24 protein-coding genes are annotated in these 25128 nt (G+C 72.1%); 13 read left to right on the top strand and 11 right to left on the bottom strand.

Annotated features, from left to right (window positions below):
* Positions 1–3 precede the first annotated feature (3 nt).
* Together Q392_RS04865 and Q392_RS04860 are read right to left on the bottom strand one after the other, a co-directional pair.
* Positions 4–1203, bottom strand: coding sequence for a DNA-processing protein DprA (locus Q392_RS04865; protein WP_038202228.1), 1200 nt, complete (start codon positions 1201–1203; stop codon positions 4–6).
* Between the two features lie 31 nt (positions 1204–1234).
* A complete protein-coding gene (locus Q392_RS04860) occupies positions 1235–2443 on the bottom strand; it encodes a LysM peptidoglycan-binding domain-containing protein (RefSeq protein ID WP_038202226.1) in 1209 nt (402 codons plus the stop codon).
* A gap of 171 nt (positions 2444–2614) precedes the next feature.
* Here Q392_RS04860 and def point away from each other — a divergent pair, with 171 nt between their 5' ends.
* From def to Q392_RS04835, 5 genes are read left to right on the top strand one after another with little or no spacing between them, the layout of a single operon-like run.
* A complete protein-coding gene (gene def, locus Q392_RS04855; RefSeq protein WP_038202224.1) occupies positions 2615–3151 on the top strand; it encodes a peptide deformylase in 537 nt (178 codons plus the stop codon).
* Entirely contained in the window at positions 3148–3648 is a 501-nt protein-coding gene (locus tag Q392_RS04850; protein WP_038202211.1) for a hypothetical protein, read from the top strand. Before def ends, Q392_RS04850 begins: the two co-directional genes overlap by 4 nt.
* Positions 3649–3656: 8 nt before the next feature.
* Positions 3657–4607 carry a methionyl-tRNA formyltransferase gene (gene fmt, locus Q392_RS04845; RefSeq protein WP_038202206.1) on the top strand — a complete coding sequence of 317 codons (951 nt, stop codon included), beginning with the start codon at positions 3657–3659 and terminating at the stop codon, positions 4605–4607.
* Positions 4607–5347, top strand: a complete 741-nt coding sequence (locus tag Q392_RS04840) for an AzlC family ABC transporter permease (RefSeq protein ID WP_038202203.1) — start codon at positions 4607–4609, stop codon at positions 5345–5347. The genes fmt and Q392_RS04840 overlap by 1 nt, the downstream gene beginning before the upstream one ends.
* Complete coding sequence (locus Q392_RS04835) at positions 5344–5685, top strand: AzlD domain-containing protein (protein WP_038202201.1); 342 nt, start codon at positions 5344–5346, stop codon at positions 5683–5685. The genes Q392_RS04840 and Q392_RS04835 overlap by 4 nt, the downstream gene beginning before the upstream one ends.
* 36 nt (positions 5686–5721) lie before the next feature.
* Here the strand turns inward: Q392_RS04835 and Q392_RS04830 are convergent, their stop codons facing one another.
* Both Q392_RS04830 and Q392_RS04825 read right to left on the bottom strand, forming a co-directional pair.
* A complete protein-coding gene (locus tag Q392_RS04830) occupies positions 5722–5946 on the bottom strand; it encodes a hypothetical protein (protein WP_038202198.1) in 225 nt (74 codons plus the stop codon).
* Positions 5943–7691 (bottom strand): FAD-dependent monooxygenase, encoded by a 1749-nt coding sequence (locus Q392_RS04825; protein ID WP_084216842.1) that lies wholly within the window; start codon positions 7689–7691, stop codon positions 5943–5945. Before Q392_RS04825 ends, Q392_RS04830 begins: the two co-directional genes overlap by 4 nt.
* 109 nt (positions 7692–7800) lie before the next feature.
* On the opposite strand from Q392_RS04825, the gene Q392_RS04820 reads away from it, so the two are divergent.
* On the top strand, positions 7801–8577 hold the full coding sequence (locus tag Q392_RS04820) for a response regulator transcription factor (protein WP_038202194.1): 777 nt from the start codon (positions 7801–7803) through the stop codon (positions 8575–8577).
* A 144-nt stretch (positions 8578–8721) separates the two neighbouring features.
* Here Q392_RS04820 and Q392_RS04815 read toward each other — a convergent pair whose 3' ends face one another.
* The 3 genes from Q392_RS04815 to Q392_RS04805 all read right to left on the bottom strand — a co-directional run bounded on the left by Q392_RS04815 (position 8722) and on the right by Q392_RS04805 (position 11566).
* Positions 8722–10017 carry a HipA domain-containing protein gene (locus Q392_RS04815; protein WP_051952908.1) on the bottom strand — a complete coding sequence of 432 codons (1296 nt, stop codon included), beginning with the start codon at positions 10015–10017 and terminating at the stop codon, positions 8722–8724.
* Complete coding sequence (locus tag Q392_RS04810) at positions 10014–10286, bottom strand: helix-turn-helix domain-containing protein (RefSeq protein WP_051952906.1); 273 nt, start codon at positions 10284–10286, stop codon at positions 10014–10016. The genes Q392_RS04815 and Q392_RS04810 overlap by 4 nt, the downstream gene beginning before the upstream one ends.
* 206 nt (positions 10287–10492) lie before the next feature.
* Positions 10493–11566: a fumarylacetoacetate hydrolase family protein gene (locus tag Q392_RS04805; RefSeq protein ID WP_038202191.1), complete on the bottom strand. Its 1074-nt coding sequence runs from the start codon at positions 11564–11566 to the stop codon at positions 10493–10495.
* Positions 11567–11635: 69 nt separating this feature from the next.
* Here Q392_RS04805 and Q392_RS04800 point away from each other — a divergent pair, with 69 nt between their 5' ends.
* Entirely contained in the window at positions 11636–12817 is a 1182-nt protein-coding gene (locus Q392_RS04800) for a DUF3108 domain-containing protein (RefSeq protein WP_038202188.1), read from the top strand.
* 150 nt (positions 12818–12967) lie between these two features.
* Positions 12968–13246, top strand: coding sequence for a BTH_I0359 family protein (locus tag Q392_RS04795; RefSeq protein WP_038202725.1), 279 nt, complete (start codon positions 12968–12970; stop codon positions 13244–13246).
* Between the two features lie 84 nt (positions 13247–13330).
* Here the strand turns inward: Q392_RS04795 and Q392_RS04790 are convergent, their stop codons facing one another.
* A complete protein-coding gene (locus Q392_RS04790) occupies positions 13331–14410 on the bottom strand; it encodes an AbrB family transcriptional regulator (RefSeq protein WP_038202185.1) in 1080 nt (359 codons plus the stop codon).
* A 63-nt stretch (positions 14411–14473) separates the two neighbouring features.
* Between Q392_RS04790 and Q392_RS04785 the strand changes: the two genes are divergently transcribed.
* From Q392_RS04785 to Q392_RS04765, 5 genes are all read left to right on the top strand, one after another.
* Entirely contained in the window at positions 14474–15316 is an 843-nt protein-coding gene (locus tag Q392_RS04785) for a ChaN family lipoprotein (RefSeq protein WP_245610640.1), read from the top strand.
* Positions 15317–15359: 43 nt separating this feature from the next.
* The gene (gene purU, locus Q392_RS04780; RefSeq protein ID WP_038202171.1) at positions 15360–16205 is read left to right on the top strand and encodes a formyltetrahydrofolate deformylase; all 846 of its coding nucleotides are present in this window, start codon (positions 15360–15362) and stop codon (positions 16203–16205) included.
* Positions 16206–16385: 180 nt separating this feature from the next.
* Positions 16386–16736 carry a CidA/LrgA family protein gene (locus tag Q392_RS04775; RefSeq protein WP_038202168.1) on the top strand — a complete coding sequence of 117 codons (351 nt, stop codon included), beginning with the start codon at positions 16386–16388 and terminating at the stop codon, positions 16734–16736.
* Positions 16736–17461, top strand: coding sequence for an LrgB family protein (locus Q392_RS04770; RefSeq protein WP_038202164.1), 726 nt, complete (start codon positions 16736–16738; stop codon positions 17459–17461). The genes Q392_RS04775 and Q392_RS04770 overlap by 1 nt, the downstream gene beginning before the upstream one ends.
* A gap of 120 nt (positions 17462–17581) precedes the next feature.
* Positions 17582–19759 (top strand): TonB-dependent siderophore receptor, encoded by a 2178-nt coding sequence (locus Q392_RS04765; RefSeq protein ID WP_038202161.1) that lies wholly within the window; start codon positions 17582–17584, stop codon positions 19757–19759.
* Positions 19760–19833: 74 nt separating this feature from the next.
* On the opposite strand, the gene Q392_RS04760 is transcribed toward Q392_RS04765, so the two are convergent.
* From Q392_RS04760 to Q392_RS04750, 3 genes are all read right to left on the bottom strand, one after another.
* Positions 19834–20217, bottom strand: coding sequence for a YXWGXW repeat-containing protein (locus Q392_RS04760; RefSeq protein ID WP_038202158.1), 384 nt, complete (start codon positions 20215–20217; stop codon positions 19834–19836).
* A gap of 124 nt (positions 20218–20341) precedes the next feature.
* The gene (locus tag Q392_RS04755; RefSeq protein WP_051952904.1) at positions 20342–21544 is read right to left on the bottom strand and encodes a GDSL-type esterase/lipase family protein; all 1203 of its coding nucleotides are present in this window, start codon (positions 21542–21544) and stop codon (positions 20342–20344) included.
* 133 nt (positions 21545–21677) lie between these two features.
* Positions 21678–25067: a carboxyl transferase domain-containing protein gene (locus tag Q392_RS04750; RefSeq protein WP_038202155.1), complete on the bottom strand. Its 3390-nt coding sequence runs from the start codon at positions 25065–25067 to the stop codon at positions 21678–21680.
* Positions 25068–25128: the final 61 nt, after the last annotated feature.

Below are 25128 nucleotides of genomic sequence, written 5' to 3'. Positions count from 1 at the left end.
GGGTCAGGCGCTGGCGAGCCGCTGGAACAGGCCGCCGGGCAGGCGGCCGACATGGCCGTCCAGCTCCAGCTCCAGCAGCCGCGCCTGCAGCGTGGCCGCATCCAGGCCGGTGCGGGCGGCCAGCGCGTCCAGGCTCGCCGGGTCGTGGCCCAGGGCGTCCAGCAGGGCGTCGCCGTCCCGCGGCAGGGCGGCGGGCGCCTCCGCGGCGGGGGTGCGGCCGGCGCCGGGCCGCAGTTCCTCCAGGATGTCCTGCACCGACTCCACCAGCTTGGCGCCCTGCCGGATGAGGGCGTGGCAGCCGCGCGACTGCGGCGAGTGGATCGAGCCCGGGATGGCGAAGACCTCCCGGCCCTGTTCCACCGCCAGGCGCGCGGTGATGAGCGAACCGGAGGCCAGCGCCGCCTCGACCACCAACGTGCCGCGCGACAGCCCGGCGATCAGCCGGTTGCGCCGCGGGAAGTTGGGCGTCAGCGGCGGCGTGCCGAGCGGGAACTCGCTGAGGATGATGCCGCGCCCGGCAATGCGGTGCGCCAGGTCGCGGTGCCGCGCGGGGTAGACGCGGTCCAGCCCGGTGCCGACCACCGCCACGGTGACGGGCGGCGCGGCCCCCGCCGCTTCCAGCGCGCCTTCGTGCGCGGCCCCCGCCGCTTCCAGCGCGCCTTCGTGCGCGGCCCCCGCCGCTTCCAGCGCGCCTTCGTGCGCGGCGCCGTCGATGCCCAGCGCCAGGCCCGACACCACGCACAGCCCGGCGCCGGCCAGCGCCCGCGCGAACAGGCGTGCGTCGATGGCGCCCTGCGGCGTCGGGTTGCGGCTGCCGACCACGGCCAGGGCCTGCGGCCCGAGGTCGCGCAAGCGCACGCCGCGCGCGCCCAGCGTGTACAGCAGCGGCGGCGGATCGGCGGTCTGCAGCAGGGCCTGGGGATAGTCGTCGTCGGCCAGCGTCAGGATGCGGCGCTCGGCGCCGTCCTCCGGCGTCTCTTCGAGCCAGCGCCATGCGGCGTCCAGCGCCGCATCGAAGCCCTCGGGCGGCTCGCGCAGGGCCCGGGCACGCGCCGCGCCGCACAACTGTTCCAGGGCCGGCTCGCCCTGGGCGAAGACGGTATCGGGCAGGCCGAAGGCCGCGAGCAGGCGCCGCGCCTGACCGTCGCCCACGCCGGGCGTGAGCGTCAGGCGCAGCCAGCCGGCCAGTTCATCGCGCTCCATCCCGCGCGACTGTAGCGGTGCCTACACCTTCTCAGGGATTGGCCAGCAGGTCGCCGGCGCGTGGCGTGTCGTTGATCTCGAGCACCAGCGCGTAGGACACGCGCGAGAAGGTGCGGAACACCATCAGCAGGCCGATGCGCTCGTTGGGCAGCTTGAGCGTCTCGCGGGTGCCGCTGGTCTTGTCGACGATGGTCTCGCCGTTCTTCAGGATGGCCAGCACGTGGCCGCTTTCCATGCCGTCGTTGCGGCCCTTGTTGATGGCCACCACCTGGTTCTGGCTGGCGTAGCTCACGGCGTTGCCGTAGACGGACACGATGCGCCCGCCTTCGATGGCCTGCGCGGGCGCGCGGGGCACGTAGCTGACCAGTTGGCGCGGCGGCTCGGGCAGCAGGCGGTCGCCGGCGCGGATCTCCTCGCGCGCCGACACCACGTCCACCGTGGCCGGCACGACGGCCGTGAGCTCCTTGCCGTCCTTCATCTGCGTCTCGGTGGACTCGCCGCGCTCCAGCCGGACCTTGCCCAGGTACTGGCCCTCGTAGCCGAGGATTTCGCCCGTGCCCGGGTCCTTCAGCGGCGTGGCGTTGCGGAACACGCGCAGCTGCTGGCTGGGGCCGGGCGGCATCGCCAGCGGCGCGTCCGGCTCGCCGCGGGCGTAGGCGCGGTCGCCGCGCGAGAGCAGCACGCGGTCCTCGTTGCCGGCCACGATGCGCGGCGCGCGCGAGAACACGCTCTCGTCGTCCACCACCTCCGGTTCGGTGAGGAAGGGCTCGATCAGCGAGGGGTTCAGCGTCGGCAGCGACAGGTCGGAGGCGGACTCGTAGCGCGTGCGCGGCGAGAGCTTGACCGTGCCGCCGCTGCCGCCCCGGCGCGTCGACAGGCGGGCGCGGCCGCCGGTCTTGTCGAGGTACAGCACCTGCCCCGGGTAGATGCGGTGCGGGTTGGCGATGTCCGAGAGGTTCATGCCCCACAACTCCGGCCAGCGCCAGGGGCTCCGCAGGTACATGCGCGAGATCGCCCACAGCGTGTCGCCGCGCCGCACCGTGTACTCGTCCGGCGCATTGGGCGCCAGCTCCGACAGCGGCACGCCCTGCTGCGCTGTCTGCTGGGCGATGGCCCGCTGCTGCGGCGTGATGGGGTAGTTCTGCGCGCCGGCCGGGCCCGCTGCGGCCGCGGCGAGGAGCGCGGCGGCCAGCGCGAGGGCGTTGGGATGCGGGCGAGGGCTGAGGCGGGTGTTCTTCATGGACGAATGGTTGCCCACCTTCGCAGCGCCATGCGCCTTGGGAGGTGAACAAATACTCACAATTTGCAACGAATTTTGCGCCCAAGCCCACCGCACGGCAACGGCAATCGCGTCACTTCGGGGCGCCGGGTTGCGGAAATGACGAAAATAGCGACAACTTTTGCCCGATTCATGGCCCTGCGAACCATTCTGAGCTACCCCGACCCCCGCCTTCACACGGTCGCCAGGCCCGTGGCGGCGGTGGATGAGCGCGTCCGCACCCTGGTGGCGGACATGATCGAGACCATGTACCACGCCAACGGCATCGGCCTGGCGGCCACGCAGGTCGACGTGCACGAGCGGGTGGTGGTGATCGACGTCTCCGAGGAGCGCAACGAGCCCCTGGTGCTGATCAACGCCGAGATCACCTGGGCCAGCGACGAGACCGTGGTCAACGAGGAGGGCTGCCTGTCGGTGCCCGGCATCTACGACGGGGTGGAGCGCGCCACCGCCGTCCGGGTACGCGCCCTGGACGAGCACGGCGCCGAGCGCGAGATCGAGGCCGAGGGCCTGCTGGCCGTGTGCATCCAGCACGAGCTGGACCACCTGCGCGGCAAGGTCTTCGTCGAGTACCTGTCGCCGCTCAAGCGCAACCGCATCAAGACCAAGCTGCTCAAGCAGCAGCGCGAGGACCAGCGCGCCGAGCCCGGCGAAAGGCGGCGCGCATGAGGGGCCTCTTCCTGGCCACCGCGGCGCTGGCGGCGGGCCTGCTGGCCGGCTGCGCCAGCGAGCCCACCCGCCTGCCCCTGGGCGTGAGCCGCGCCGAGGCCCTGCAGCGCCTGGGTGCGCCCACTGCCACTTACCCCCTGGCAGGCGGCGGCGAGCGCCTGCAGTACTCGCGCCAGCCGGCCGGCTTCGACGTGAACAACGTCGACCTCGATGCCACGGGCAGGGTCGTGGCTGTCTCGTCGGTCATGAGCGATGCCTGGTTCGACCGCGAGATCCGCGTGGACGCATGGCGCGTGCCCGACGTGCTGCGCACCTTTGGGCCGCCCGAGCAGGTCACCCGCGTCTTCTCCTTCCAGGGCGACGTCTGGCAGTGGCGCTACCTGCAGCTCAATTCGCCGCGCCTGCTCTTCATCTACATCGACCCGCAGGGCGTGGTGCGCCGCTACCACACGGGGGACGACCTGCGCTTCGTGCCGCCGTCGCCCGGCCGCAACTGAAAGGCCCCGTGAGGATCGTCTTCGCGGGCACGCCCGAGTTCGCGCGCGTCGCCCTGGCGACGCTGGACGCCGCCGGCTTCGACATCGCCCTGGTGCTCACCCAGCCCGACCGGCCCGCCGGCCGAGGCATGAAGCTGCAGCCCTCGCCGGTCAAGGCACTGGCGCTGGAACGCGGCTGGCCCGTCGCGCAGCCGCGCAGCCTGCGTCTGGACGGCAAGTACCCCGATGACGCCGCCGCCGCCCGCGCCGCCCTGGAGGCCGCCGGCGCCGACGCCATGGTGGTCGCTGCCTACGGCCTGATCCTGCCGCAGTGGGTGCTGGACCTGCCACGGCTCGGGTGCCTCAATATCCACGCCAGCCTGCTGCCCCGCTGGCGCGGCGCGGCACCCATCCACCGTGCCATCGAGGCCGGCGATGCGACCACGGGCGTGACCATCATGCAGATGGACGCCGGCCTGGACACCGGCGGCATGCTGCTGGCCGAGGCGCTGGACATCGGCGACGACAGCACCGCCCGCCTGCACGACCGGCTGGCCGCGCTGGGCGGCCGGCTCGTCGTCCAGGCCCTGCGCGACGCCGAAGCCGGGCGCCTGCGGCCCGTGCCCCAGCCTGCCGAAGGCGTGACCTACGCCGCCAAGGTCGAGAAGGCCGAGGCGCGCATCGACTGGGCGCAGGACGGCGGCGCCATCGTGCGCCGCATCCGCGCTTTCGACCCCTTCCCCGGCGCCAGCACCGAACTGGACGGCGAGGTGCTCAAGCTCTGGGCCGCCAGCGCGCGCGCCGCCGCGGTGGAGGAGCGCCCCGGCACCGTGCTGGCCGCCGGGCCGGCCGGCATCGAGGTGGCGGCCGGCGGCGGCGTGGTCACCCTCACCGAACTGCAGCGCGCCGGCGGCCGGCGCCTGGGCGCGGCGGACTTCCTGCGAGGCTTCGACGTCAAGCCGGGCCAGGTGTTCGGCTGATGTTCCTTTCCTCCGCCATCCGCCGGCGGCCGGCCTTCCGCGAGGGCTGGCGCACCATGGCGCCGGTGGCCCTGGGCATCGGCGCCTGGGGGCTGATGACCGGCGTGGCGATGCTCAAGTCGGGCCTGAGCGTCTTCGAGTCCGTCGCGATGACGCTGCTGGTGTACGCGGGCAGTTCGCAGCTTGCCGCGCTGCCGCTGCTGGTCGCCGGCGCGCCGGCCTGGGTCATCCTGGCCACCGGCTTCTGCGTCAACCTGCGCTTCGTCGTGTTCAGCCTGCACCTGCGGCCCTACCTGCTGCACATGCCGCGCTGGCGGCGCCTGCTGCACGGCTACCTGACGGCCGACCTGAGCTACGTGATGTTCACCCGGCGCTTTCCGCGGCCCGCCGATACGCCCGCCGGGCTCGACGCGCAGGAGGCCTACCTCACCGGCGGCTACGCCGTCACCTGGCTCGCCTGGATGCTGCTCAGCCTCACCGGCATCGCACTGGCGAACTTCATTCCCACCCACTGGGGGCTGGGCTTCGCCGGCGTGCTCAGCCTGGTGGCGATCGTCTGCTCGATGGCCACCACGCGGCTGCGCATCCTGGCTGTGCTGGTGGCCGCGGCCACCGCGGTGGCCGCCTACGCGCTGCCGCTGAAGCTCAACATCGTGGTGGCGATCGGCGCGGCGGTGCTGCTGTGCTTCTGGCTGGAGAAGCGGCTCGGGCTGGATCCGGCGCAGGAGGACGAGGTATGACGGCGGAGCAGACCGACGCCTGGACGCTCCTGGTCATCGTCGGCCTGGCCGGCGTGACGGTGCTCACGCGCTGCTTCTTCTTCATCCTCGACCGGCCCTGGACGCTGCCGGACTGGGCCCACCGGGCGCTGCACTATGCGCCCGGAGCCGCGCTGGCGGCGGTGATCGCGCCCGAGATCCTGATGACGGGCGGCCACTTCATCGATACCTGGCGCGACGCGCGGCTGTACGCCGCGGCTGTCGGCGTCGCCTGGTACTTCTGGCGCGGCGGCGTGCTGGGCACCATGCTCGCCGGCATGGCGGTGTACCTGCCGCTGCACCTCGCGCTGGGCTGGTAGCGGCCGGGCCGAACGCGGCCGGCGCGGGTCCGGCATTCAGTGGCCGGCGTCGCCGGCAGCGGACAGGGACGGTACGGGCAGTGCGTGGAGGGCGTCGGCCAGTGCCTGGCGGCATCGTGCCTCGTCGCCGAGCTGCTCGAACAGCAGCAGCGCCAGGCGGGCCAGCAAGAGCGACTCGCGCTCGGCGCCGGCCTCGCTGACGGCGCGGGCGCACTCGGCGTACAGGCGGTCGCGTGCCTCGGGGGCGAGGGTGGCGGTCATGCGGTCTCCTTGACTTTGACGGTGTGCACCGAGGCGCGCTGCAGCGCGGCGGCGATCTGCGCCGCCGAAGGGGCGCGCCAGCGCGCGGCCACATGGCCATCCGGGCGCAGCAGGTAGACCGCGCCGCCCGGCTCGGCGCCCAGGGCGCGCAGCACCTCGGCATCGGCCTGCGCGTCCGCGCCTTCATCGCCGCCGATGCGCACCACCCGCAGCACCGGCGGCAGGCCCGCTCCGGGCAGGCGTGCCTCGCCCAGCACCAGCAGCGTGAAGCACGGCCCGATCCAGTCCGTCAGGTGACCCCGGCGCAGCGGCTGGTCGGCCATCACCTCGCCGGGCACCGGGCCAGCCGGCAGATCGTCGCCGGGGCTGGACAGGGGCGAGTCGGCGTAGCACACCGCCTGCGTCTGCCGCGGATTGACCAACTGCGCGATGCCGCGGTGCTTCTCGGCCAGCGACAGCGCCGCCTCGCGCAGCAGGTCGAAGCCGCGCGAGGGCGGCGACATGAACTCCGTGCTGCGCATCGCGTTCTCGGCGTTGACGTGGAAGGCGGCGATGCGCTCGGCCGAGTAGCTGTCCAGCAGCGCGGCATCGGACTCGCCCTTGGCCACGGCCGCCAGCTTCCAGGCCAGGTTGTCCGCGTCGTCGAAGCCGGAGTTCAGCCCGCGCACGCCGAAGATCGGCATGGCGTGCGCCGCGTTGCCGGCGAACAGGATGCGCCCGTGCCGGTAGTCGGCCAGGGTCATCGCGCCGGCGCGGTACACCGAGGTCCACACCGGCTTCCAGGGCAGGTGGCCCTCGCCGATGGCGTCCAGGTGGCGCTGCACGAATTCGCGCACCGCCTCGGGGGTGAGCGCCTGCTCGGTGCTCTGGCCGGGGCGAAGCTGGTAGTCGATGCGCCAGATGTCGTCCGGCTGGGGGTGCATCAGCACGGTGGAGCCGGGGTTCCAGGGCGGGTCGAACCAGGCGCGGCGCTCGGTGCGGTGGCGGCTGGGCAGCTCGATGTCGATGATCACGTAGCGGCCCTCGTAGGCCGCGCCCTCCAGGGCCAGGCCGAGCGACCTGCGCACGAAGCTCTGGCCGCCGTCGCAGGCGGCCAGCCAGCCGGCGTGCAGGGTGTAGGTGCCCAGCGCGTTGCGCGCCTGCAGGGTCACGCCGCCTTCGTCCTGCGAGAAGCCGCTCAGCTCGGTGCCCCAGCGGATGTCGATCAGGCCCGGCTGCGCGGTGTTGCGCCTTTCGATCTCGTCCAGCAGGTACTGCTCGATGTAGTACTGCTCCAGGTTGATCATCGGCGGCAGCTTCTCGCCCGGGTGCGTGGGCATCTCGAAGCGGAACACCTCGGTGGTCTTGTAGAAGCTGGTGCCGGAAGTCCAGGGCAGGCCTTTGGCCATGAAGGCATGCAGCGCACCCAGGCGCTCCACGATCTCCAGGCTGCGGCGCGAGATGCAGATCGCGCGGCTGCCCACGCACACCGTGTCGTCCGCCTCCAGGACCACGCTGGGCACGCCGTGGTTGGCCAGGCCCAGCGCCAGCGCCATGCCTACCGGGCCGCCGCCGGCGATCGCCACTGCGTGGCGCTGCGTCTCCGTGCCGTCCTGCAGCGCGGGCAGGCGTGGCGCGAAGCGCGTGTAGTGGAAGGGGCCCACCGGCGGCGGCAAGGCGTCCGTGGCGGCGGGAGGGACCGGGCCGCCGGTGGCATCGGCGCCGCGGGCGCCGGGGACCGCGGCCGGGGTGGCTGCGCTCGTCATCGTCTGTCTCCTTCAAGAGCGGATGCGGGGAATTGTCCTGATGCGCCGCGAGCCAGGGTGTCGTAACTTCTTATGAAGTGTTGACCCTGATCCAACCCCGGATGCCCGCATGAGGCGCTGGCGCATCCGTCCCTCCGCCCAGCCGCTGGCGCCGCGCCTGGTCAGCGGCGTGCTGGCGGGCGTCGGCACGCCCGAGTTGGCGGCGCGCTACCTGGCGGCGATGCAGCAGCAGTTGCCCGTCACCTTCTGTACCGTGTTCGCCGTCGGCGCGCACGGCCGGCTGGAGACCGTCTCCGCCGCCAGCACCTACGGCCAGACGGCCGAGCGCACTGCAGAGCGCTACGTGGCCCGCCGCTTCGACCGGCTCGATCCGCACATGGCCTGGCTGGCCACGCGCCAGCGCCCGGCGCGCATGCAGCTCTGGCTGGGCCACCACCGCGGCGACGAACTGGCCGACGCCGACTACCGCGCCGCCTGTTATGGCGACGTGGGCATCCGCGAGCGCGCCTCGGTGCTGATGCTGCTGCCCACCGGCCAGCGCGCGGCCGTGAGCTTCTACCGCAGTCTGGCGCAGCCCGAGTTCGATGCCGGCGACTTCGCGCTGCTGGAGGCGCATGCCGGCCTGCTGGCCGACGCCACCGCCGCGCACGGCCGCATCGCCCTGGCCACCGGCGCCACCGTGGAGCCCGGCTTCGCCGCGCGCCTGCTGGCCCTGAGCCTGCGCGAGCGCGAGGTCATCGCCCACCTGCGCGAGGGCCGCACCGCCAAGGAGGCCGCCCGCGCGCTGGGGCTGGAACTGAGCACCGTGCGCACCCATCAGTACCGGGCGTTCCGGCGGCTGGGGATCCGGACGGTGAAGGAACTGCTGCGGGGTGCCGTAGCCTAGTGTGCTGTCCCGCAAATACCTGCACATGAAGTCGCGTCTTCGCGTCCAGGGCGGCGTTGCAAATCCTCGCGATAGCTTCGGCTATCGCTGCGGTTTGTGCCTTGCCCTGCACACGAATCCATCGATTTCATTTTGTGCAGCTATTTACGGGACAGCACACTGGGCGGACCGCTGCGTCAAGCCGAGCATCGACGTCACGTGGCGCTGGTGCAGCTCGAACACTTGCGTCATCTTGTCCAGCACCGTGCGTTCGGCGTCCGTGGGTGCATCGTGTGCATCGATCTGCGTGCGCACCTTGTCCCACGCGGGGAGCAAGGCCAGCGCCAGCGCCTGCAACTCCTTCAGCGTTTCTTTCGCCGCAAAGCCGCAATCCTGGCAAAAGCCCTCCCAGGAGTGCATGCCCACCGCGTCGAAGCTGTCCTCGTCGCCGATGAACAGGGCCAGTCCCGTGTCGCCATAGGCGCGTACACAGACCAGATCGTAGAAGGGCGCGAGCCTGAATCCCGGCCGGCCGCCGTCGATCAGCACCGACAGGTTCTTCGCGTGCGCGTCTGCATTGCCGATCAGGTAGTTGAACATCACCCAGCGCTGAAAGGCGAGCATGTCCTTTCCTCGCACGCCCAGCGCGCGCAGGGCCTGCACGAGCTTCGGCAGGCTCACCAGCCCCCCGCTGCGCTCGTATTTCCAGTGCGGACCGTGGCCCAGGAGCTGGCAGCCGTCGATCTGGTGCAGGCTCACGATGTCGCCATGGGCGGGAACCTCGCGGTCGTAGCGCTCGACCACATAGGCCGCCTCCGGCACGCGCAGCAGCCACACCCTGGGCACGGGCAGCTTGAGCGAACGCGCCAGCTTCATGCAGGCGTATTCGTTGATGACGCTGGGCGCGTAGCGTGCCTGGCGGATGTCGGGCTTGAGGATGTGCGTGGTGGGCGACGGCCCCAGGCTGTCCCACAACCGGTTCGTCTTCGCGTCGAAGCGCAGGCCGATCTTGTCCTGTGCGCCGGCCAGCGACATCGTGGTGTGCGTGTTGGCCACCAGCAGCGGCACCTGCTCGCGGGCGCCGATGCGCTGGCTCAGCGTGTCGTGCGGCAGGGGCGCGTAGGCCTGCTGCTGCGTGCGCACCTCGTCCTCGGGCAGCAGGCTCAGCACGCCGGGCAATTCCTTGCCCAGCACGCCCAGCACCTCGAATGGCGAGGGATTGCGCAGGTGGACGGCGGCCAGCACGTCTTCCAGCGCCTGGCCCTCGGGCAGCAGGTTCTCGAAGAAGTTGCGCACCGGAGCGCCCCTGAAGCGCTGCGGCCCCAGGGCGAACTGCGGCGCCAGCACGTAGCCCCCTGGCTGCTGGAGCCATTGGCCGTCGTACTCGAAATAGAACTCGCCGGCCTCGTGTCCGAACCAGCCCATCGGCCGCGCATTGGCCCACACGCGCAGGCGGGTCATGCGGGCCCCGGTCCTTCACGCTCGGACGCTGTTGGCAGCGTCGGCGTTTCGTCCGACCAGCCATGCGTCTCCAGGCTCAGGCCCAGCCCGCGCATCAGCAGCAGCAGCTTGCCGAGGGAGCAGCGTGCCGGGTCGCTTTCGGCATCGCGGATGAAGGACGTGCTTACGTTGCATACGGCCGCGGCCTGTTCGCGCGACAGTCTCTGGTGTTTGCGTTCGGCCTGAAGCCGCCTGGCCAGTGCGGGCAGCGTCTCGGATGCGATGTTCATGAAAATGTCCTGAGCGGAACATTTTCAATGAGCAAGGACGCAAAGTCGACTGAAAACGTTCTCTTGGGAGCAAATTTTCGGCTGCGCATTGTCAGTTGAAAATTTTGTCCTTAAGAGAGCAATATCTATCGAAGCGGCAAGCGTAGTCGGATATTTGTTCCTGAGAGAGCAAATATCTACACCCAAAGAAGTCCGATGAAATCTGCTCAGTCTTCGAGCGCCTCATCGTCGGCACGCCCGTTCGGCGTCGCGTGCTCCGCCGCCTGGCGGCGCCCGCCCGGCGGCACCACCTCCTGCTCGATCGCCCCGAACAGCGACCGGCCGTCCAGCCCCTTCATCTCGATGCGGATGGTGTCGCCGAACTTCATGAACTCGGTCTTCGGCTCGCCGTCGAGGATGGTTTCCATGCTGCGCTTCTCGGCGATGCACGCGTAGCCCTTGGGCCATTCCATGCGGCCGTTCTTCTCCACGCCGGGGTTGCTCACCGTGCCGCTGCCGACGATGCTGCCGGCGCGCACGTTGCGCGTCTTCGCGATGTGGGCGATGAGCTGGCCGAAGTGGAAGCTCATGTCGGGGCCGGCGTCGGTGAGGCCGACCTTGCGGCCGTTCCAGGTGCTCTGCAGCGCCAGGTGCACCCGGCCCTGCTCCCACGCCGGGCCCAGCTCGTCCAGCGTCACGGCCACCGGGCTGAAGGCGGTGGCGGGCTTGCTCTGGAAGAAGCCGAAGCCCTTCGCCAGCTCGGCCGGGATCAGGTGGCGCAGGCTCACGTCGTTGGCCAGCATCACCAGCCGGACGGCGTCCAGCGCCTCGTCGGGGCCGGTGCCCATCTTCACGTCGCCGGTGACGACGGCGATCTCGGCCTCGAAGTCGATGCCCATCGCCTCGCTCGGCACCACGATGTCGTCGCAGGGGCCGAGGAAGTCGTCGCTGCCGCCCTGGTACATCAGCGGGTCGGTGTAGAAGGAGGCGGGCACCTCGGCGCCGCGCGCCTTGCGCACCAGCTCCACGTGGTTCAGGTAGGCCGAGCCGTCGGCCCACTGGTAGGCGCGCGGCAGCGGCGCCATGCACTGCGCCGGGTCGAAGGGGAAGGCGTGGCGCGCGCGGCCGTGGTTGAGCTGCGTGGACAGGTCCTCCAGTTGTGGAGCCAGAAAGCCCCAGTCGTCCAGCACCTGCTGCAGCCGGTGGGCGATGCCGGTGGCGTAGTGGGCGTGCGAGAGATCGCGCGAGACGACGACCAGCTGGCCGTCGCGCGAGCCGTCCTTGAGGGTGGCGAGTTTCATGGGAGGGCCGGGCGCCCGCGACGGCGCCATGACTAAACTGGTTGGGCGGCCGGCAGTGTAGCGAGCGCCATGGATGCCACCTTTCCCCCCTTTCACGCGGCGCCGCGCCGGCCCTGGCGGGCGCTCGCGTTGTTGACGCTGACCGTGGCGCTGGTGCACGTCGGCGTGCTCGGCCTGGCGCCGCTGGGCAACGAGCCCGAGGCGCTGCCGCTGACGCAGCATTTCAGCACCCGCACGATCGTGATCGCGCCGCCGGCGCCGGCCCCTGCGCCCGCCGCCGCGCCGCCCGCGCAGGCGGCACCGGCAGCGGCGGCCCCGAAGCGGCCCTCCGCCCAGTTGCGCAAGGCGCCACGGCCCCGTCCGCCGCCCGAAGCCGCGCCGGCGCCCGAGCCGCCACCCGTATTGGCTGGAGACACGGACACCGAGGCGACCGCGCCGCCGCCGGCCGAAACCGCACCCTCTCCAGCAGAACCGGCGCCCGCCGAGGCCGGGCAGGGCGAAGGCAGTGACGCCCCGGCCGCGGCGCCGGGCCAGGGCGAGGCGTCCGGCGCGGGGGCCGCCGGCGGCACCCCCGGCGCCACCCGGGCGCTCCAGGTGCCGGGCTCCGTCACCCTGGACTTCGCCGTCACCGGCCAGCAGGGCCCGCAGCCCCTGTCGGGCGTGTTCGGCGAGCTGGTGTGGCTGCAGGACGGCGGCCAGTACAACGCCCGCCTGTCGCTGAAGATGCTGTTCCGCACCCTGCGCGCACAAACCAGCGTGGGCCGCGTCGGGCCGGACGGCATCGAGCCCCTGCGCTTCTCCGACCGGCGCAAGAGCGAGGTGGCGACGCACTTCGTGCGCGAGGGGCCGGGCGCCGGCGAGATCGTCTTCAGCAGCAGCAACCAGCGCGTGCCCCTGGCACCCGGCGCGCAGGACCGCCTCTCGGTCGTGATGCAGATCGTCGCCCTGCTGGCCGGCGATCCGGCCGCCTACCCGGCGGGCAGCCGCATCGCCATGCAGACGGCCGGCCCGCGCGATGCGGAGACCTGGACCTTCACCGTCGACGGCGACGAGGCCCTGGACATGCCGGCCGGCCACTACCAGACGCGCAAGCTCACCCGCCTGCCGCGCAAGGAGATGGACCAGAAGATCGAACTCTGGCTCGCGCCCGAGATCGGATGGTTGCCCGTGCGCATCCGGCAGACGCAGCCCAACGGCGATTCCGCTGACATGCAACTGCGCGGCGTGGGCGCGCCGCGGCCCGCTGAATGACATCCGGCAGGCCGCCGCGGGAACACCGTCACGCCACGGTCGTACGCGGCGCGGCCGTTGCGCCTACAACACGTCGGCGCCTCTTGAAACTGGCGCGTTGATTGCTAAATGCCGAACATGTCCCTCATCGACACCCTGAAGCACCCCGCCATGCGCATGCTCTACGACTCCGAGGCCTTTGCCGTCGTCCACGTGCAGCCCAACGCGGACGACGCCCCCGTGGCGCCGCACGTGCCGGCCCTGGCGCGCGACGGGTTCGAGATCGTCGACAAGCGCTCCGGCAAGGAGGTGTACCTCGACGGCTCCTGGGCCGAGCTGTTCCAGCAGCAGATCGCCGCCTGGCAGCTCAACACCCCGACGCAGGAAGAGGTGGAGGACACGCTGGAAGGCTATGCCGAGCTGGCCCAGACCCCGGTGGTGATGCACTGAGCGGCCCGCCTCCCGGTTCGACGAGCCCCGCCCTGCGCGGGGCTTTTTGTTGGGCGCGCGACGAATGAAAGTATTTGCTTACTTTCAGAATGAATCCGTGTGGCCGTACAGCCACCCGTACAGCGGCCCCGTCAGCACCAGCACCGCCACCAGCCGGCACACCTGGAAGGCAGTGACCACCGGCACGCCGAGCTGCAGCACCTTGGCCGTGATCGACATCTCCGCGATGCCGCCCGGCGAGGTGCCCAGCACCATCGTCGCCCAGTGCAGCCCGGTGGCGCGCGCCAGCAGCACCGCGAAGCCGCCGCACAGCACGACCATGACCACCGTGCCCCCGGCCGTTGCGGCCAGCCAGCGCGGCGCCGTGTGCAGGAACTCGCGCGAGAAGCGCACGCCCAGGCTCACCGCGATGACGAGCTGTGCCGCGTTCGACAACCACAGGGGCACCGCCGACAGCGTGTGCCCGCCGAGCGTGAAGCCCATCGCCACCAGCAGCGGCCCGATGAACCAGGGATTGGTGCGCCGCAGCGCCTGCATCGCCAGCGCCCCGGCGGCCGTGCAGGCGGCCAGCACCGCCAGGCCGCCCCAGTGCACCTCGCGCGAGGCGGGCGGCAGGTTGTCCAGCCCGTGCAGGCCGCTCCACTGCATGGCGAAGGGGATGCCCACCGTCACCACCACCAGCCGCACGCTGTGGGCGGCGGCGACCAAGTCGGTGCGGGCGCCGGCGCGCTCGGCCATCAGCGTCATCTCCGAGGCGCCGCCGATGGCACCGGCGAAGTAGCTGGTGGCGCGCATCGCCGGCGCGGGCACGTGCGGCATCCGGTGCGCGTGCAGCCGCTGCAGCGCCAGGCCGAAGCCCCAGCCCAGCGCCAGCGCCCAGGCGATGGCCAGCGCGATGGCCCACCACAGCCCCGCCACCAGCGCGCCTACCTGCGGCGTGAAGTACAGGCCGAGCGCCGCGCCGATCACCCACTGCCCCGCGTTGCGCAGCGGCACGGCGCTGGCCGTCGGCAGCCCCGCGATGGACGCCAGCGACACCGCCAGCAGCGGCCCGATCATCCAGGGCAGCGGCGCGTGCAGCACCAGGCACAGCCCGGCGGCGGCCAGGGCCAGCGCCAGGGTGGCGGCGGTGCGAAGCAGGTAGCGCGGGGAGAAGAAGAACAACGACAACGAGAAGAGGCGGCGGACGGCAGCCGTGCGGCAGCGTGGCCGGCATAGTATGGCGCGATGGCTGCACTGACCCTGTCCCTGCGCGCATCGCGCCGGCCCGCCGGCGCGATGCTGGCGGCGATCGCCCTGCTGCTGGCCGGCTGCGCGGCCGGCCAGCGGGCCTCCGACCCCGACGCCCCCGTGCCCGAGCGCATCGAGGCCCTGCTGCCGGCCGACGTGCTGGTGCTCGGCGAGCAGCACGATGCGCCCGAGCACCATGCCCTGGAGCGCGAGGCGGTCGAGGCGCTGGCCGCGCGCGGCCGGCTCGCCGCGCTGGCGCTGGAGATGGCCGAGTCGGGCCGCAGCACCGCCCGGCTGCCGGCCGCCGCCACCGAGGCGCAGGCGCGCGCCGCGCTCGGCTGGGACGCGAAGGCCTGGCCCTGGGACGACTACGGCCCCGTCGTCATGGCAGCCGTGCGCGCCGGCGTGCCGGTGCTCGGCGCCAACCTGCCGCGCGAGCGCATGAAGGCCGCGATGGCCGACGTCTCGCTCGACGCACAGCTGAGCCCCGAGGCCCTGGCCGCCCAGCGCGCCGCCGTGCGCGACGGCCACTGCGGGCTGCTGCCCGCAGCGCAGATCGAGCCCATGACGCGCATCCAGATCGCCCGCGACCGCGCCATGGCGCAGACGCTGATCAAGGCGCTGGAGCCGCGCGCGCCGGGCCGCACCGTGCTGCTCGTCACCGGCGCCGGCCACGCCGAGCGTGCCCTGGGTGTGCCGCAGCACCTGCCCACCGACCTGGTGGTGCGCACCGTGCGCCTGGCCGCCGGCGGTGGCGATGCCCCGGGCTTCGACGCCACATGGCCCACGCCCGCGCTGCCGGCCAGGGACTATTGCGCCGGCGTCCGGCCCAAAGGCTGAGCGGCCGCGTGCGGATGGGGCGGCACCGATAATCCCGCCCCTCATGAGCGTTTACATCCTCACCCTCTCCTGCCCGGACCGCGTGGGCATCGTGCATGCCGTCTCGGGCTTCCTGCTCGAGCGCGGCGGCAACATCGAAGAGGCCGCCCAGTACAACGACCACGGCACGGGCCTGTTCTTCATGCGCGTGCGCTTCGCCTGCGAGCGTGTGCCCGAGGCGCAACTGCGCACCGACCTCGGCGGCCTGGCCGAAGGCTTCGGCATGGCGTGGAAGCTGCACGCCGCCGAGCAGCCGATGAAGACCGTCATCCTCGTCAGCAGGGAGGGCCACTGCCTGAACGACCTGCTGTTCCGCTGGAAGAGCGGTCTGCTGCCGGTCCACATCGCCGCCATCATCAGCAACCACCGCGACTTCTACCAGCTCGCCGCCAGCTACAACGTGCCCTTCCACCACATCCCGGTGACGGCCGCCACCAAGGCCCAGGCCGAGGCGCGGCAGCTCGAGGTGATCGAGGCCGAGGGCGCGCAGCTCGTGGTGCTGGCGCGCTACATGCAGATCCTGTCGAACGAGCTGTGCGGCCAACTGCAGGGCCGCGCCATCAACATCCACCACTCCTTCCTGCCCAGCTTCAAGGGCGCCAAGCCCTACTACCAGGCGCACGACCGCGGCGTGAAGCTGATCGGCGCCACTGCCCACTACGTGACGGCCGACCTCGACGAGGGCCCCATCATCGAGCAGGACGTGGCCCGCGCCGACCACACCGACACGGTGGAGGATCTCACGGCGCGTGGGCGCGACACCGAGAGCCTGGTGCTCGCGCGCGCCGTCAAGTGGCACAGCGAGCACCGCGTGCTGCTCAACGGCCACCGTACCGTCGTCTTCCGCTGAAATGTTCCCACCCCCAGTCTCCGCGGACTTCGTTCCGCTCCGCCAACCCCCTCAAGGGGGCACATCCTGCGGCCCGGCAAAGCCGGTTCCGCGGATGTTCCCGCATGGCCTGCTCCGCGGCCTTCGGTGCGGCGGCGTTTCGTGTGCGCAGGGCGCGCCTTCCTGCGAGGCGATGAGTCCATGAATGGCCTGCGCGGCCTGGCCTGGCTGCTGGTCTTCCAGTCGGCCGGCGAGCTGATCTCGCGGGCGCTCGCGCTGCCGCTGCCCGGGCCGGTGCTGGGGCTGGTGTTCGTGCTCGTCGCCCTGCGCTGGCCGGTGGTGCGCGAGCCGGTGAGCGAATGCGCGCATTTCCTGCTCACGCACCTGTCGCTGCTGTTCGTGCCGGTGGGCGTGGGCGTGATGACGCACCTGGCACTGCTCACGCAGTACGGGCTGCGCATCCTGGTCGTCATCGCCCTGTCGACCTGGATCGGCCTGGCGGTCACGGCGCTGGTGCTGTACGGCTGGCCGCGCCGCGGGGAGGCCCGCTGATGCCGCGCTTCGTCGAGCTGTGGGTCTACCTCTCGGCCACGCCGCTGTTCGGTCTGACGGCCACGCTGGTGGTCTACCTGCTGGCGCAGGCCGCGTATGCGCGGCTGGGCAGCCCGCCCTGGGCCAACCCGGTCATGTGGTCGGTGGTGGCCCTGGCCTGCCTGCTCACCGCCACCGGGGTGGACTACCCGAGCTACTTCGCCGGCGCGCAGTTCATCCACTTCCTGCTCGGGCCGGCGGTGGTGGCGCTGGCCTGGCCGCTGTGGCTGCGCCGCGCCGAACTGCGGGCGCGCGGCATGCGGGTGATGCTGGCGGCGCTGCTCGGCGGCGGCGCGGCGGCCGCGTCGGCCGTGGGCCTGGCCTGGGCCTTCGGCCTGCCGCCCGAGGTGGTGCTGTCGATGGCGCCCAAGTCCGTCACCGCGCCGGTGGCCATGGGCATCGCCGAGAAGATCGGCGGCGTGCCGGCGCTGTCGGCGGTGTTCGCGGTCATCACCGGCATGGTGGGCGCGCTGACCGGCAAGTACCTGTTCGACCTGCTGCGCGTGCCGGCCGCCGGCGAGGGCTGGACGGCGCGCGGCTTCGCGCTGGGCACCGCCTCGCACGGCATCGGCGCGGCGCGGGCGCTGCAGGTCAACGCCGACGCGGGCGCCTACGCCGGGCTGGCGCTGGGGCTGCAGGTGGTGCTGGCGGCGCTGCTGATGCCCCTGGTGTTCCGGCTGCTCTGAGCGGCCGCGCCGCGGCGGCGCTCCTACAATCGGCGCGCTTTTTCGTTCAGCAAGCCGTGCGTCCTGCGGGGACAGCGCTGCCAGCCAGCCCTGTCCCCTTCTTCCTCGCAGGAGCACCCCATGCCTTCATCTCCAAGGCGGTGGGCCGGCGCGTCGCCGACCCCCCTGGCGCTGGCCGCCGCCGTCCTCGTCCTTCTGTACGGCAGCGCCCGCGCGCAGGACGCCGCTTCCGGCGCCTCCACCAAGGACCTCGATGCCGTCACCGTCGAGGGCGCGCGCGAAAGCGCCTCCACCCGGCTGCCGCTCACCGCCAAGGAGACGCCGCAGTCCGTCAGCACCGTCGACCGCGAGCAGATCGAGCGCCAGACGCTGACCAGCATCGACTCGGTGATGCGCAACGTGACCGGCGTGGCGGTGAGCTTCTACGACACGCAGCGCCCGCTGTACTACGCGCGCGGCTTCCAGATCACCGACTTCCAGATCGACGGGCTGCCCAGCTACAGCGCCAACACCAACCAGGAGTTCGACACCGCGCTGTACGAGCGCATCGACATCGTGCGCGGCGCCAACGGCATCCTGACCGGCGTGGGCACGCCCTCGGCCACCGTCAACCTGATCCGCAAGCGGCCGCAGCGCACCTTCGGCGGCTCGGTGGCGCTGACGGCCGGCTCGTGGGACTTCTTCCGCGCCGAGGCCGACCTGAACGTGCCGCTCAACGCCGACGGCAGCGTGCGCAGCCGCTTCGTCATCGCGCCGCAGAAGAAGGACAGCTTCCGCGACCGCTATTCGGAGGACAAGCTGGCCCTGCTGGCCGCGGTGGAGGCCGACCTCGGCGCGCACACCATCGTCTCGCTGGGCTTCCAGCGCCAGCGCAACGACCCCAAGGCGCCCATCTGGGGCACCATCCCGCGCTTTGCCAGCGACGGCGGCACGATCGACCTGCCCACCTCGACCAGCTTCTCGCCCTCGTGGACGCGATGGAAGCGCGAGTCCGAGACGCTCTACGCCACGCTGGAGCACCAGTTCAACGAGGACTGGAGCCTCAAGGCCAGCCTCGCGCGCACCGAGGGCGAGACCTTCAGCCTGCGCACCTACGGCTACGGGCGCACCACCGCCACGCCCCTCTTCATCAACCGCTACACCGGCGCCGGCGCCACGATCTACGCCGGCCTGGGCGGCGGCAGCGAGACGCAGACCGCGCTGGACACCTACGTCTCGGGCAAGCTGCCGCTGTTCGGCCGCAAGCACGACCTGGTGCTGGGCGTGAGCACCTCGCGCACCGAGGGCCGCACCGACGGCTACACCTCGGTGGCGCGCTGGAACTACGTCATCCCCAACATCTACACCTGGGACGGCTACGCGCCGCCGCCGATGTACGCCAAGACCGGCGCGTGGACCATGCAGACCACCCGGCAGATCGGCCTGTACGCCTCGGCCCGCTGGCGCCTGACGGACGCGCTGTCGCTGCTGACCGGCGTGCGCCTGACCAACTGGAGCCGCCAGACCGACGCCTTCAACACCGCCGGCCTGTACACCGGCACCACCGGCGTGCAGCGCGTGCACCGCAAGGCCACGCCCTTCGTCGGGCTGGTCTACGACATCACGCCCGAGCTGAGCGCCTATGCCAGCTACGGCCGCATCTTCAACCCGCAGAACTACAAGGACGTGAACAACCAGCCGCTGCCGCCGGTGCAGGGCAGCAACGCGGAGCTGGGGCTGAAGGGCCAGTTCCTCGACGGCCGGCTGAACGGCAGCTTCGCGCTGTACGAGACCAAGCAGGACAACTTCGGCGTGCGCGACAGCAGCGTGCCGCCGGGCACCCTGCCCGACGGCGGTTCCGCCTACCGCGCGGTGAGCGGCACGCGCTCCTACGGCTTCGAGGCCGAGCTGTCGGGCTACATCACGCCGCGCTGGCGCATCGGCGCGGGGCTGACGCGCACCAAGGTCGAGCGCAACGCCAGCGACCTGATCTACGCCAACTTTCCCGAGTACCTGATGCAGCTGTCCACCGACTACCAGTTCAGCGGCGCGCTGGCGCCGCTGTCGCTGGGCGGCAGCCTGCAGTGGCAGACCAAGATCGAGGGCTTCAACATCCCGCATCCGCTGCTCGGCACGGTGACGGTGACCGACCCGCCCTACGCGCTGCTGAACCTGCGCGCGACCTGGCGCTTCAACGACCGCCTGAGCGCCACGCTGGCGCTCAACAACGTCACCAACAAGAAGTACTGGGCCAACCTGGACTACGCCAACTACGGCGACCCGCGCAACGTCATGCTGACGGTGCGGGCGAAGTTCTGACCACCGCCGCACACGAAAAAAAAGCGCCTGCCCAGGACGGCAGGCGCTTTTTTCTTAGGGCCGTTCAGCCCGCGTCAGTTGCGGTACGGGTTGTCGGGCCGGCGGTCGTAGCGGTTCGGCACGCCGTCGCGGTCGCGGTCCCAGCGGCCGGAGCGGTATTCCCAGCGGCCGTTGCGCTCGCGCCATTCGGGCGCGCGGTAGGCGTAGCCGGGGCGGGCCTTGATCCAGGTGCCGCGCACCCACACGTGGCGGTGGCCGCGCGCCTCCCAGTGGCCCGGCGCCCACACGTAGCCGCGGCGCGGCGGCGGCACGCGCTCGAAGCGCGGCGGCGGAGGCGGGCCGATCTGCACGTTGATGACGGGCTGGGCCTGCGCGGCGGTCGGCAGCGCGAAGCCGCCGATCGACAGCAGCGCGGCAGCGCCGGCCGCGAGGGTGATCTTCGAGAGTGCCTTCTTCATGGTGTGATACCTCGGGAGGGATGAACGAGCCTTCATCGTGCCGGCCCGTTGTGAAGGCGCCGTCAACCCCGAGCGAAGCTTTGTGTAAGGCTGTATCGCGTGCGTGTGATGCACAGGTCAGCGCTCACTCTCGCAGTTCGGGCACGTCTGCCGCGGCGGCCATCGCGGCGAAGCCGGCTTCGCTGGGGTGCAGGTGGTCGCCGCTGTCGAAGGCGGGATGCAGCATCAGCGCATCCTCCTTCGCGCGCAGCGCGGCGTCGAAGTCGATCACCGCGTCCACGTCCTGGCGGCCGCGGATCCAGCGGTTGACGGCCTGGCGCGTGCGCTCGTTGTCTTCGCTCCAGTAGGGCGAGCCCTTGAAGGGCGGCAGCGTGCCCAGCAGCACCTTCACGCCCTGCGCGCGCGCTTCGCCCACCAGCCGCTGCAGCCCGGCCGTGATGGCATCGGGCGTGGCCACGTCCCACGGCGGCACCAGCCAGACCGGCCGCTCGCCGCCGGCGGTGCCCCAGCCGATGTCGTTGATGCCGATGAGCACGATCACGTGGGTCACGCCGCTCACCTGCAGCGCATCGTGCGCGAAGCGGGCCAGGCCGCGCGGCCCGGTGCCGTCGCGCAGCAGGCGGTTGCCCGACAGGCCGGCGTTGAGCACCACCACCGGCGGCGCCTCGCGCGCGCCGCGCAGGCGGGCGGCCAGCCGGGCCGGGTAGCTGGCGGCGGTGCTGTCCGCGGCGCTCGCGCCCTGCGTGATCGAGTCGCCGAAGGCCACCACCACCTTGGCCGGCTGCTGCGCGATGCGCACGTCGATGGCGGTGACGATGGGGTTCCACGGCAGGTCGACCGGCGCGGCCAGGCGCGAGTGCATCACCTGGTCGCCCGCGGCGGCCTGGCTGCTCGCGGGGCTGGTCGCGTGGCCGGTGCCGATCACCGTGGCCTGCGGCAGGTGCAGGCTGACGGCCAGGCGCTGGTCGGCCGTCACCTCCAGCGCCACCGGGTCGCTCCAGCGCTCGGTGTGGGGCGCGAGCGTGGTGCCCGGCCGGCCGTCGAAGCGCAGCGGCCGCAGGGTGCCGGGCGAGAGCGCGTCCGGCCCGGTGCACAGGCCGACCCCGGCCGCGCCGACGACCAGGGGCTGGTCGCCGAAGCGGTTGGACAGGCGCACGCGCAGTGCATGGCCGCCGGCGGCCACGAGCATGTGCTGGCGCACGGTCTGGTCCTGCAGCACCACCGGCGGCATGCCCAGCGGCAGCAGCAGGGCGCGATGGTCGTGCGCGGCGGCGATCCAGCCCGCCACCCATTCTTCGTCCTCCGCCGGCTCGGCGCGCGCCGCCATAGGCCGCCAAGGCAGACAGGCGCAGGCGAGCAGCCCGAGGCAGCGGCGGCGGGTGAGGAGCGAGGCGGGGGAAGCGGGCGCGAAAGGCAAGACCCCGCAGTGTAGGGATGCCGCGCCCGGCCGTTGCCGGCGCCTACCAGGTGTCCACGTAGGCGGTGGGCGCGTCCGGCGGCCGATGCGCCGAGGCCAGCCCGCGCAGCAGCCAGGCACGCGTGTCGGCGGGGTCGATCACGGCGTCGATCTCCAGGGTCTGCGCCATGTTGATCGCCTCGCCGTCGGCGTACTGCTGCGCCACCAGCTTCCTGAACAGCGCCTCGCGCTCGGGGCCTTCCGGCGCGGCCTCCAGCTCCTTGCGGAAGCCCAGCCGCACCGCGCCCTCCAGCCCCATCGCGCCGAACTCGCCGCTGGGCCACGAGATGTTGAACACCGGCGCGTCGAAGCCGCCCGCCGTCATCGCCTGCGCACCCAGCCCGTAGCCCTTGCGCAGCACCACTGCGAAGAAGGGCACCGTCAGGTGCGAGGCGATCATGAACATGCGGCAGACGTGGCGCACCTGCGCCTGCGCCTCGACGTCGGGGCCGACCATGAAGCCGGGGGTGTCGACCAGCGAGACGATGGGCAGGCCGTGCGCGTTGGCCAGTTGCATGAAGCGGGCGGCCTTGTCGGCGGCATCGACATCGATCGCACCGCCCAGGTGATGCGGGTTGTTGGCGAGCACCGCGACCGGGCGCCCCTCGATGCGCGCCAGCGCCGTCACCATGCCGGCGCCGAAGCCGGCGCGCAGCTCCAGCAGCGAGCCGGCGTCGAACAGGCCGCGCATCACGGCGCGCACGTCGTACACGCGCAGGCGGTTCTCGGGCACGGCGTGGCGCAGCAGGCGCTGGTCGGCGCACTGCCATTCGGCCAGCGGGCCCTGGAAGTAGCCCAGGTACTGCTTGGCTACGGCCACTGCCTCGGCCTCGTCCTCCACCAGCACGTCGATCACGCCGTTGGCCGACTGCACGCGGCTGGGCCCGATCTGCTCGGGCGTGAAGGTGCCCAGGCCGCCGCCCTCGATCATGGCCGGCCCGCTCATGCCGATGTTGCTGGCACGCGTGGCGATGATCACGTCGCAGCAGCCCAGCAGCGCCGCGTTGCCGGCGAAGCAGCGCCCGTGCACCACGCCCACCACCGGCACCTTGCCCGACAGCGCCGCGAACTGGCTGAAGGTGTGGTTGTTCAGCCCCGCGACGATCGGCATGTCGGTGTCGCCCGGCCGGCCGCCGCCGCCCTCGGCGAACAGCACCATCGGCAGCTTCAGCTGGTGCGCGACGGCGAGCATGCGGTCCTGCTTGTGGTGGTTGCGCATGCCCTGCGTGCCGGCCAGCACGGTGTAGTCGTAGGCCATCACGACGGCGCGCGAGCGCTCGGGGCCGAAGTGCTTCGCGTTGACGCTGCCGATGCCGGTGACGATGCCGTCGGCCGGCGTGTTGGCGACCAGGTCCTCCAGGCTGCGGCGGCGCGTCTGCGCGGCGATGGCGAGCTGGCCGTACTCGATGAAGTTGCCGGGGTCGTCGGCCAGTTCGCACAGGTCGGCGACGTTCTCGCGCGCGGTGCGCCCGCCCTGCGCATGGCGCTTGGCGACGGCCTTCCCGCGGTTCACGTCGAGCGTGGGCGCGTGGCGGTCGATCACCTTCTGCAGGTCGGGGCGGATCGCGTCGAGGTCGAGTTCGGCGCCCTGCTGCACCTGCACGGCGCCGGCGTCGACGGCCTCCAGCCGCACCAGCGGCTGGCCTTCGGTGAGGTAGTCGCCGGGCTGCGCGAGCAGCGCGACCACGCGGCCGGCCTGCGGCGCGTGCAGCAGGTGCTCCATCTTCATCGCCTCCAGCACGCCGAGCTGCGCGCCGGCGGGCAGGATGTCGTCCACCTCGACCTCGAACTGCACCAGCCTGGCCGGCATCGGCGCGCGCACGGTGTGGATGCCTTCGGCATCGGTCTCTTCGGCGGCCGACGGCTCGGCGGCGTCCGGTACGGCCGTGGCGAGTGTCCTGCCGGTCTTCGCGATCGCGTCGGCCGCTGCGAGCAGGTCGCCCAGATACTCCTCCACGAAGCGCGTATGCACCGCCTGTGCCGTGAACTCGGGCCGCTCGCCGATGGCGCGCAGCAGCGCCAGGTTGGTGGCCACGCCCTCGATGCGGCATTCGGCCAGTGCGCGCAGCGAGCGGCGCTGCGCGTCGGCGAAGTGGGGCGAAGCGCTGCTGACGATCAGCTTGGCCAGCAGCGTGTCGTAGTGCGGCGAGGGCGCCAGGCCCGCGTAGCCCTGCGTGTCCACGCGCACGCCGGGCCCGGTGGGCAGGTCGAAACGCGCCAGCCGCCCGCCGCTGGGGCGCGCCTGGCCCTGCGTGTCCAGCGTCTCGGCATTGATGCGCCACTGGATCGCGAAGCCCTTCTGCGGCGCGGTGGCATCAGCCTGCACGCCCAGCGCGGCCAGCGTCTGCCCGGCCGCCACGCCGATCTGCAGTTGCACCAGGTCCAGTCCGGTCACGGCTTCGGTGACGGTGTGTTCCACCTGCAGGCGCGGGTTGGCCTCGATGAAGACGAAGGGCAGGGATGTGGCCCCCACGCTCCCCGCTGCGCGTGGTTCGCTGCCCCCCGAGGGGGCGCTCGCCGCCTTGGGGCGGCCCGGCGGCGGCTCGACGGCATGCTCGTCCACCAGGAACTCGAAGGTGCCCAGCCCGCGGTAGCCGACCTGCTGCGCCATGCGCAGCGCGGCCTGCGTGATGCGCGCGCGCAGCGCCTCGGGCAGCGAAGGGCTGGGCGCGATCTCCACCAGCTTCTGGAAGCGCCGCTGCAGGGTGCATTCGCGCTCGCCCAGGCTGGCGACGGCGCGGCCGTCGCCGAGGACCTGGATCTCGATGTGGCGCGCCTGCTTCATCAGCCGCTCCACGTACACGCCCTCGACACCGAAAGCGGCCTTCGCCTCCGACATGCAGCGCGCGTGCGCCTCGGGCAGGTCCTCGGCGCACAGCACCGAGCGCATGCCGCGCCCGCCGCCGCCGCCGATGGCCTTGATCATCACGCCGGCGCCGTCCTTCGCCTGCTCGGCAAAGAAGGCCTGCGCCTCCGCAAGCGTCACGGCGCCGGCGCTGCCGGGCATCACCGGCACGTCGCATTGCTGCGCCAGTTCGCGGGCGCGGGCCTTGTCGCCGAAGAGCGCGAGCTGCTCCGGCGTGGGACCGATGAAGACCAGGCCCGCATCGGCACAGGCCTGCGCGAAGTCGGCGCGTTCGCTGAGGAAGCCGTAGCCCGGGTGCACCGCGTCGCAGCCCTGCGCCTTCGCCACCGCCAGCAGCGCGGGGATGTCGAGATACGCCGAGGGGCCGGTGCCCTGCAGCGCGACGGCGGTGTCGGCCAACTGCACGTGCAGTGCCTGCGCATCGTCCTTCGCGTGGACCGCGACGCTGGCGATGCCCAGGTCCTGCAACGCGCGCACGAGTCGCACGGCGATCTCGCCGCGGTTGGCGATCAGTACCTTCGTGAACATGAGTCAGTTTTCCGTTGCGTTGGGCATCGCCAGGGGGCCATGAAATACCTCTGCACCAGAG

The sequence above is a fragment of the Xenophilus azovorans DSM 13620 genome (genome assembly GCF_000745855.1).
Classification (GTDB): Bacteria; Pseudomonadota; Gammaproteobacteria; order Burkholderiales; family Burkholderiaceae_C; genus Xenophilus; species Xenophilus azovorans.
Note: the sequence above shows the minus strand (reverse complement) of the source record. Positions and strands in the feature narration are given on the sequence as shown.

Excerpts from the sequence above, each read along its gene's own strand:
- Q392_RS04760 (WP_038202158.1), bottom strand. The coding sequence starts at position 20,217 with ATGAAGAAGGCACTCTCGAAGATCACCCTCGCGGCCGGCGCTGCCGCG.
- Q392_RS04850 (WP_038202211.1), top strand. The coding sequence starts at position 3,148 with ATGAGGGGCCTCTTCCTGGCCACCGCGGCGCTGGCGGCGGGCCTGCTG.
- Q392_RS04820 (WP_038202194.1), top strand. The coding sequence starts at position 7,801 with ATGAGGCGCTGGCGCATCCGTCCCTCCGCCCAGCCGCTGGCGCCGCGC.
- Q392_RS04865 (WP_038202228.1), bottom strand. The coding sequence starts at position 1,203 with ATGGAGCGCGATGAACTGGCCGGCTGGCTGCGCCTGACGCTCACGCCC.
- Q392_RS04795 (WP_038202725.1), top strand. The coding sequence starts at position 12,968 with ATGCGCATGCTCTACGACTCCGAGGCCTTTGCCGTCGTCCACGTGCAG.
- Q392_RS04825 (WP_084216842.1), bottom strand. The coding sequence starts at position 7,691 with ATGACGAGCGCAGCCACCCCGGCCGCGGTCCCCGGCGCCCGCGGCGCC.
- Q392_RS04815 (WP_051952908.1), bottom strand. The coding sequence starts at position 10,017 with ATGACCCGCCTGCGCGTGTGGGCCAATGCGCGGCCGATGGGCTGGTTC.
- Q392_RS04755 (WP_051952904.1), bottom strand. The coding sequence starts at position 21,544 with ATGGCGGCGCGCGCCGAGCCGGCGGAGGACGAAGAATGGGTGGCGGGC.
- Q392_RS04765 (WP_038202161.1), top strand. The coding sequence starts at position 17,582 with ATGCCTTCATCTCCAAGGCGGTGGGCCGGCGCGTCGCCGACCCCCCTG.
- Q392_RS04775 (WP_038202168.1), top strand. The coding sequence starts at position 16,386 with ATGAATGGCCTGCGCGGCCTGGCCTGGCTGCTGGTCTTCCAGTCGGCC.
- Q392_RS04805 (WP_038202191.1), bottom strand. The coding sequence starts at position 11,566 with ATGAAACTCGCCACCCTCAAGGACGGCTCGCGCGACGGCCAGCTGGTC.
- Q392_RS04770 (WP_038202164.1), top strand. The coding sequence starts at position 16,736 with ATGCCGCGCTTCGTCGAGCTGTGGGTCTACCTCTCGGCCACGCCGCTG.
- Q392_RS04830 (WP_038202198.1), bottom strand. The coding sequence starts at position 5,946 with ATGACCGCCACCCTCGCCCCCGAGGCACGCGACCGCCTGTACGCCGAG.
- purU (WP_038202171.1), top strand. The coding sequence starts at position 15,360 with ATGAGCGTTTACATCCTCACCCTCTCCTGCCCGGACCGCGTGGGCATC.
- Q392_RS04785 (WP_245610640.1), top strand. The coding sequence starts at position 14,474 with ATGGCTGCACTGACCCTGTCCCTGCGCGCATCGCGCCGGCCCGCCGGC.
- Q392_RS04810 (WP_051952906.1), bottom strand. The coding sequence starts at position 10,286 with ATGAACATCGCATCCGAGACGCTGCCCGCACTGGCCAGGCGGCTTCAG.
- def (WP_038202224.1), top strand. The coding sequence starts at position 2,615 with ATGGCCCTGCGAACCATTCTGAGCTACCCCGACCCCCGCCTTCACACG.
- Q392_RS04750 (WP_038202155.1), bottom strand. The coding sequence starts at position 25,067 with ATGTTCACGAAGGTACTGATCGCCAACCGCGGCGAGATCGCCGTGCGA.
- Q392_RS04840 (WP_038202203.1), top strand. The coding sequence starts at position 4,607 with ATGTTCCTTTCCTCCGCCATCCGCCGGCGGCCGGCCTTCCGCGAGGGC.
- Q392_RS04835 (WP_038202201.1), top strand. The coding sequence starts at position 5,344 with ATGACGGCGGAGCAGACCGACGCCTGGACGCTCCTGGTCATCGTCGGC.
- Q392_RS04860 (WP_038202226.1), bottom strand. The coding sequence starts at position 2,443 with ATGAAGAACACCCGCCTCAGCCCTCGCCCGCATCCCAACGCCCTCGCG.
- Q392_RS04800 (WP_038202188.1), top strand. The coding sequence starts at position 11,636 with ATGGATGCCACCTTTCCCCCCTTTCACGCGGCGCCGCGCCGGCCCTGG.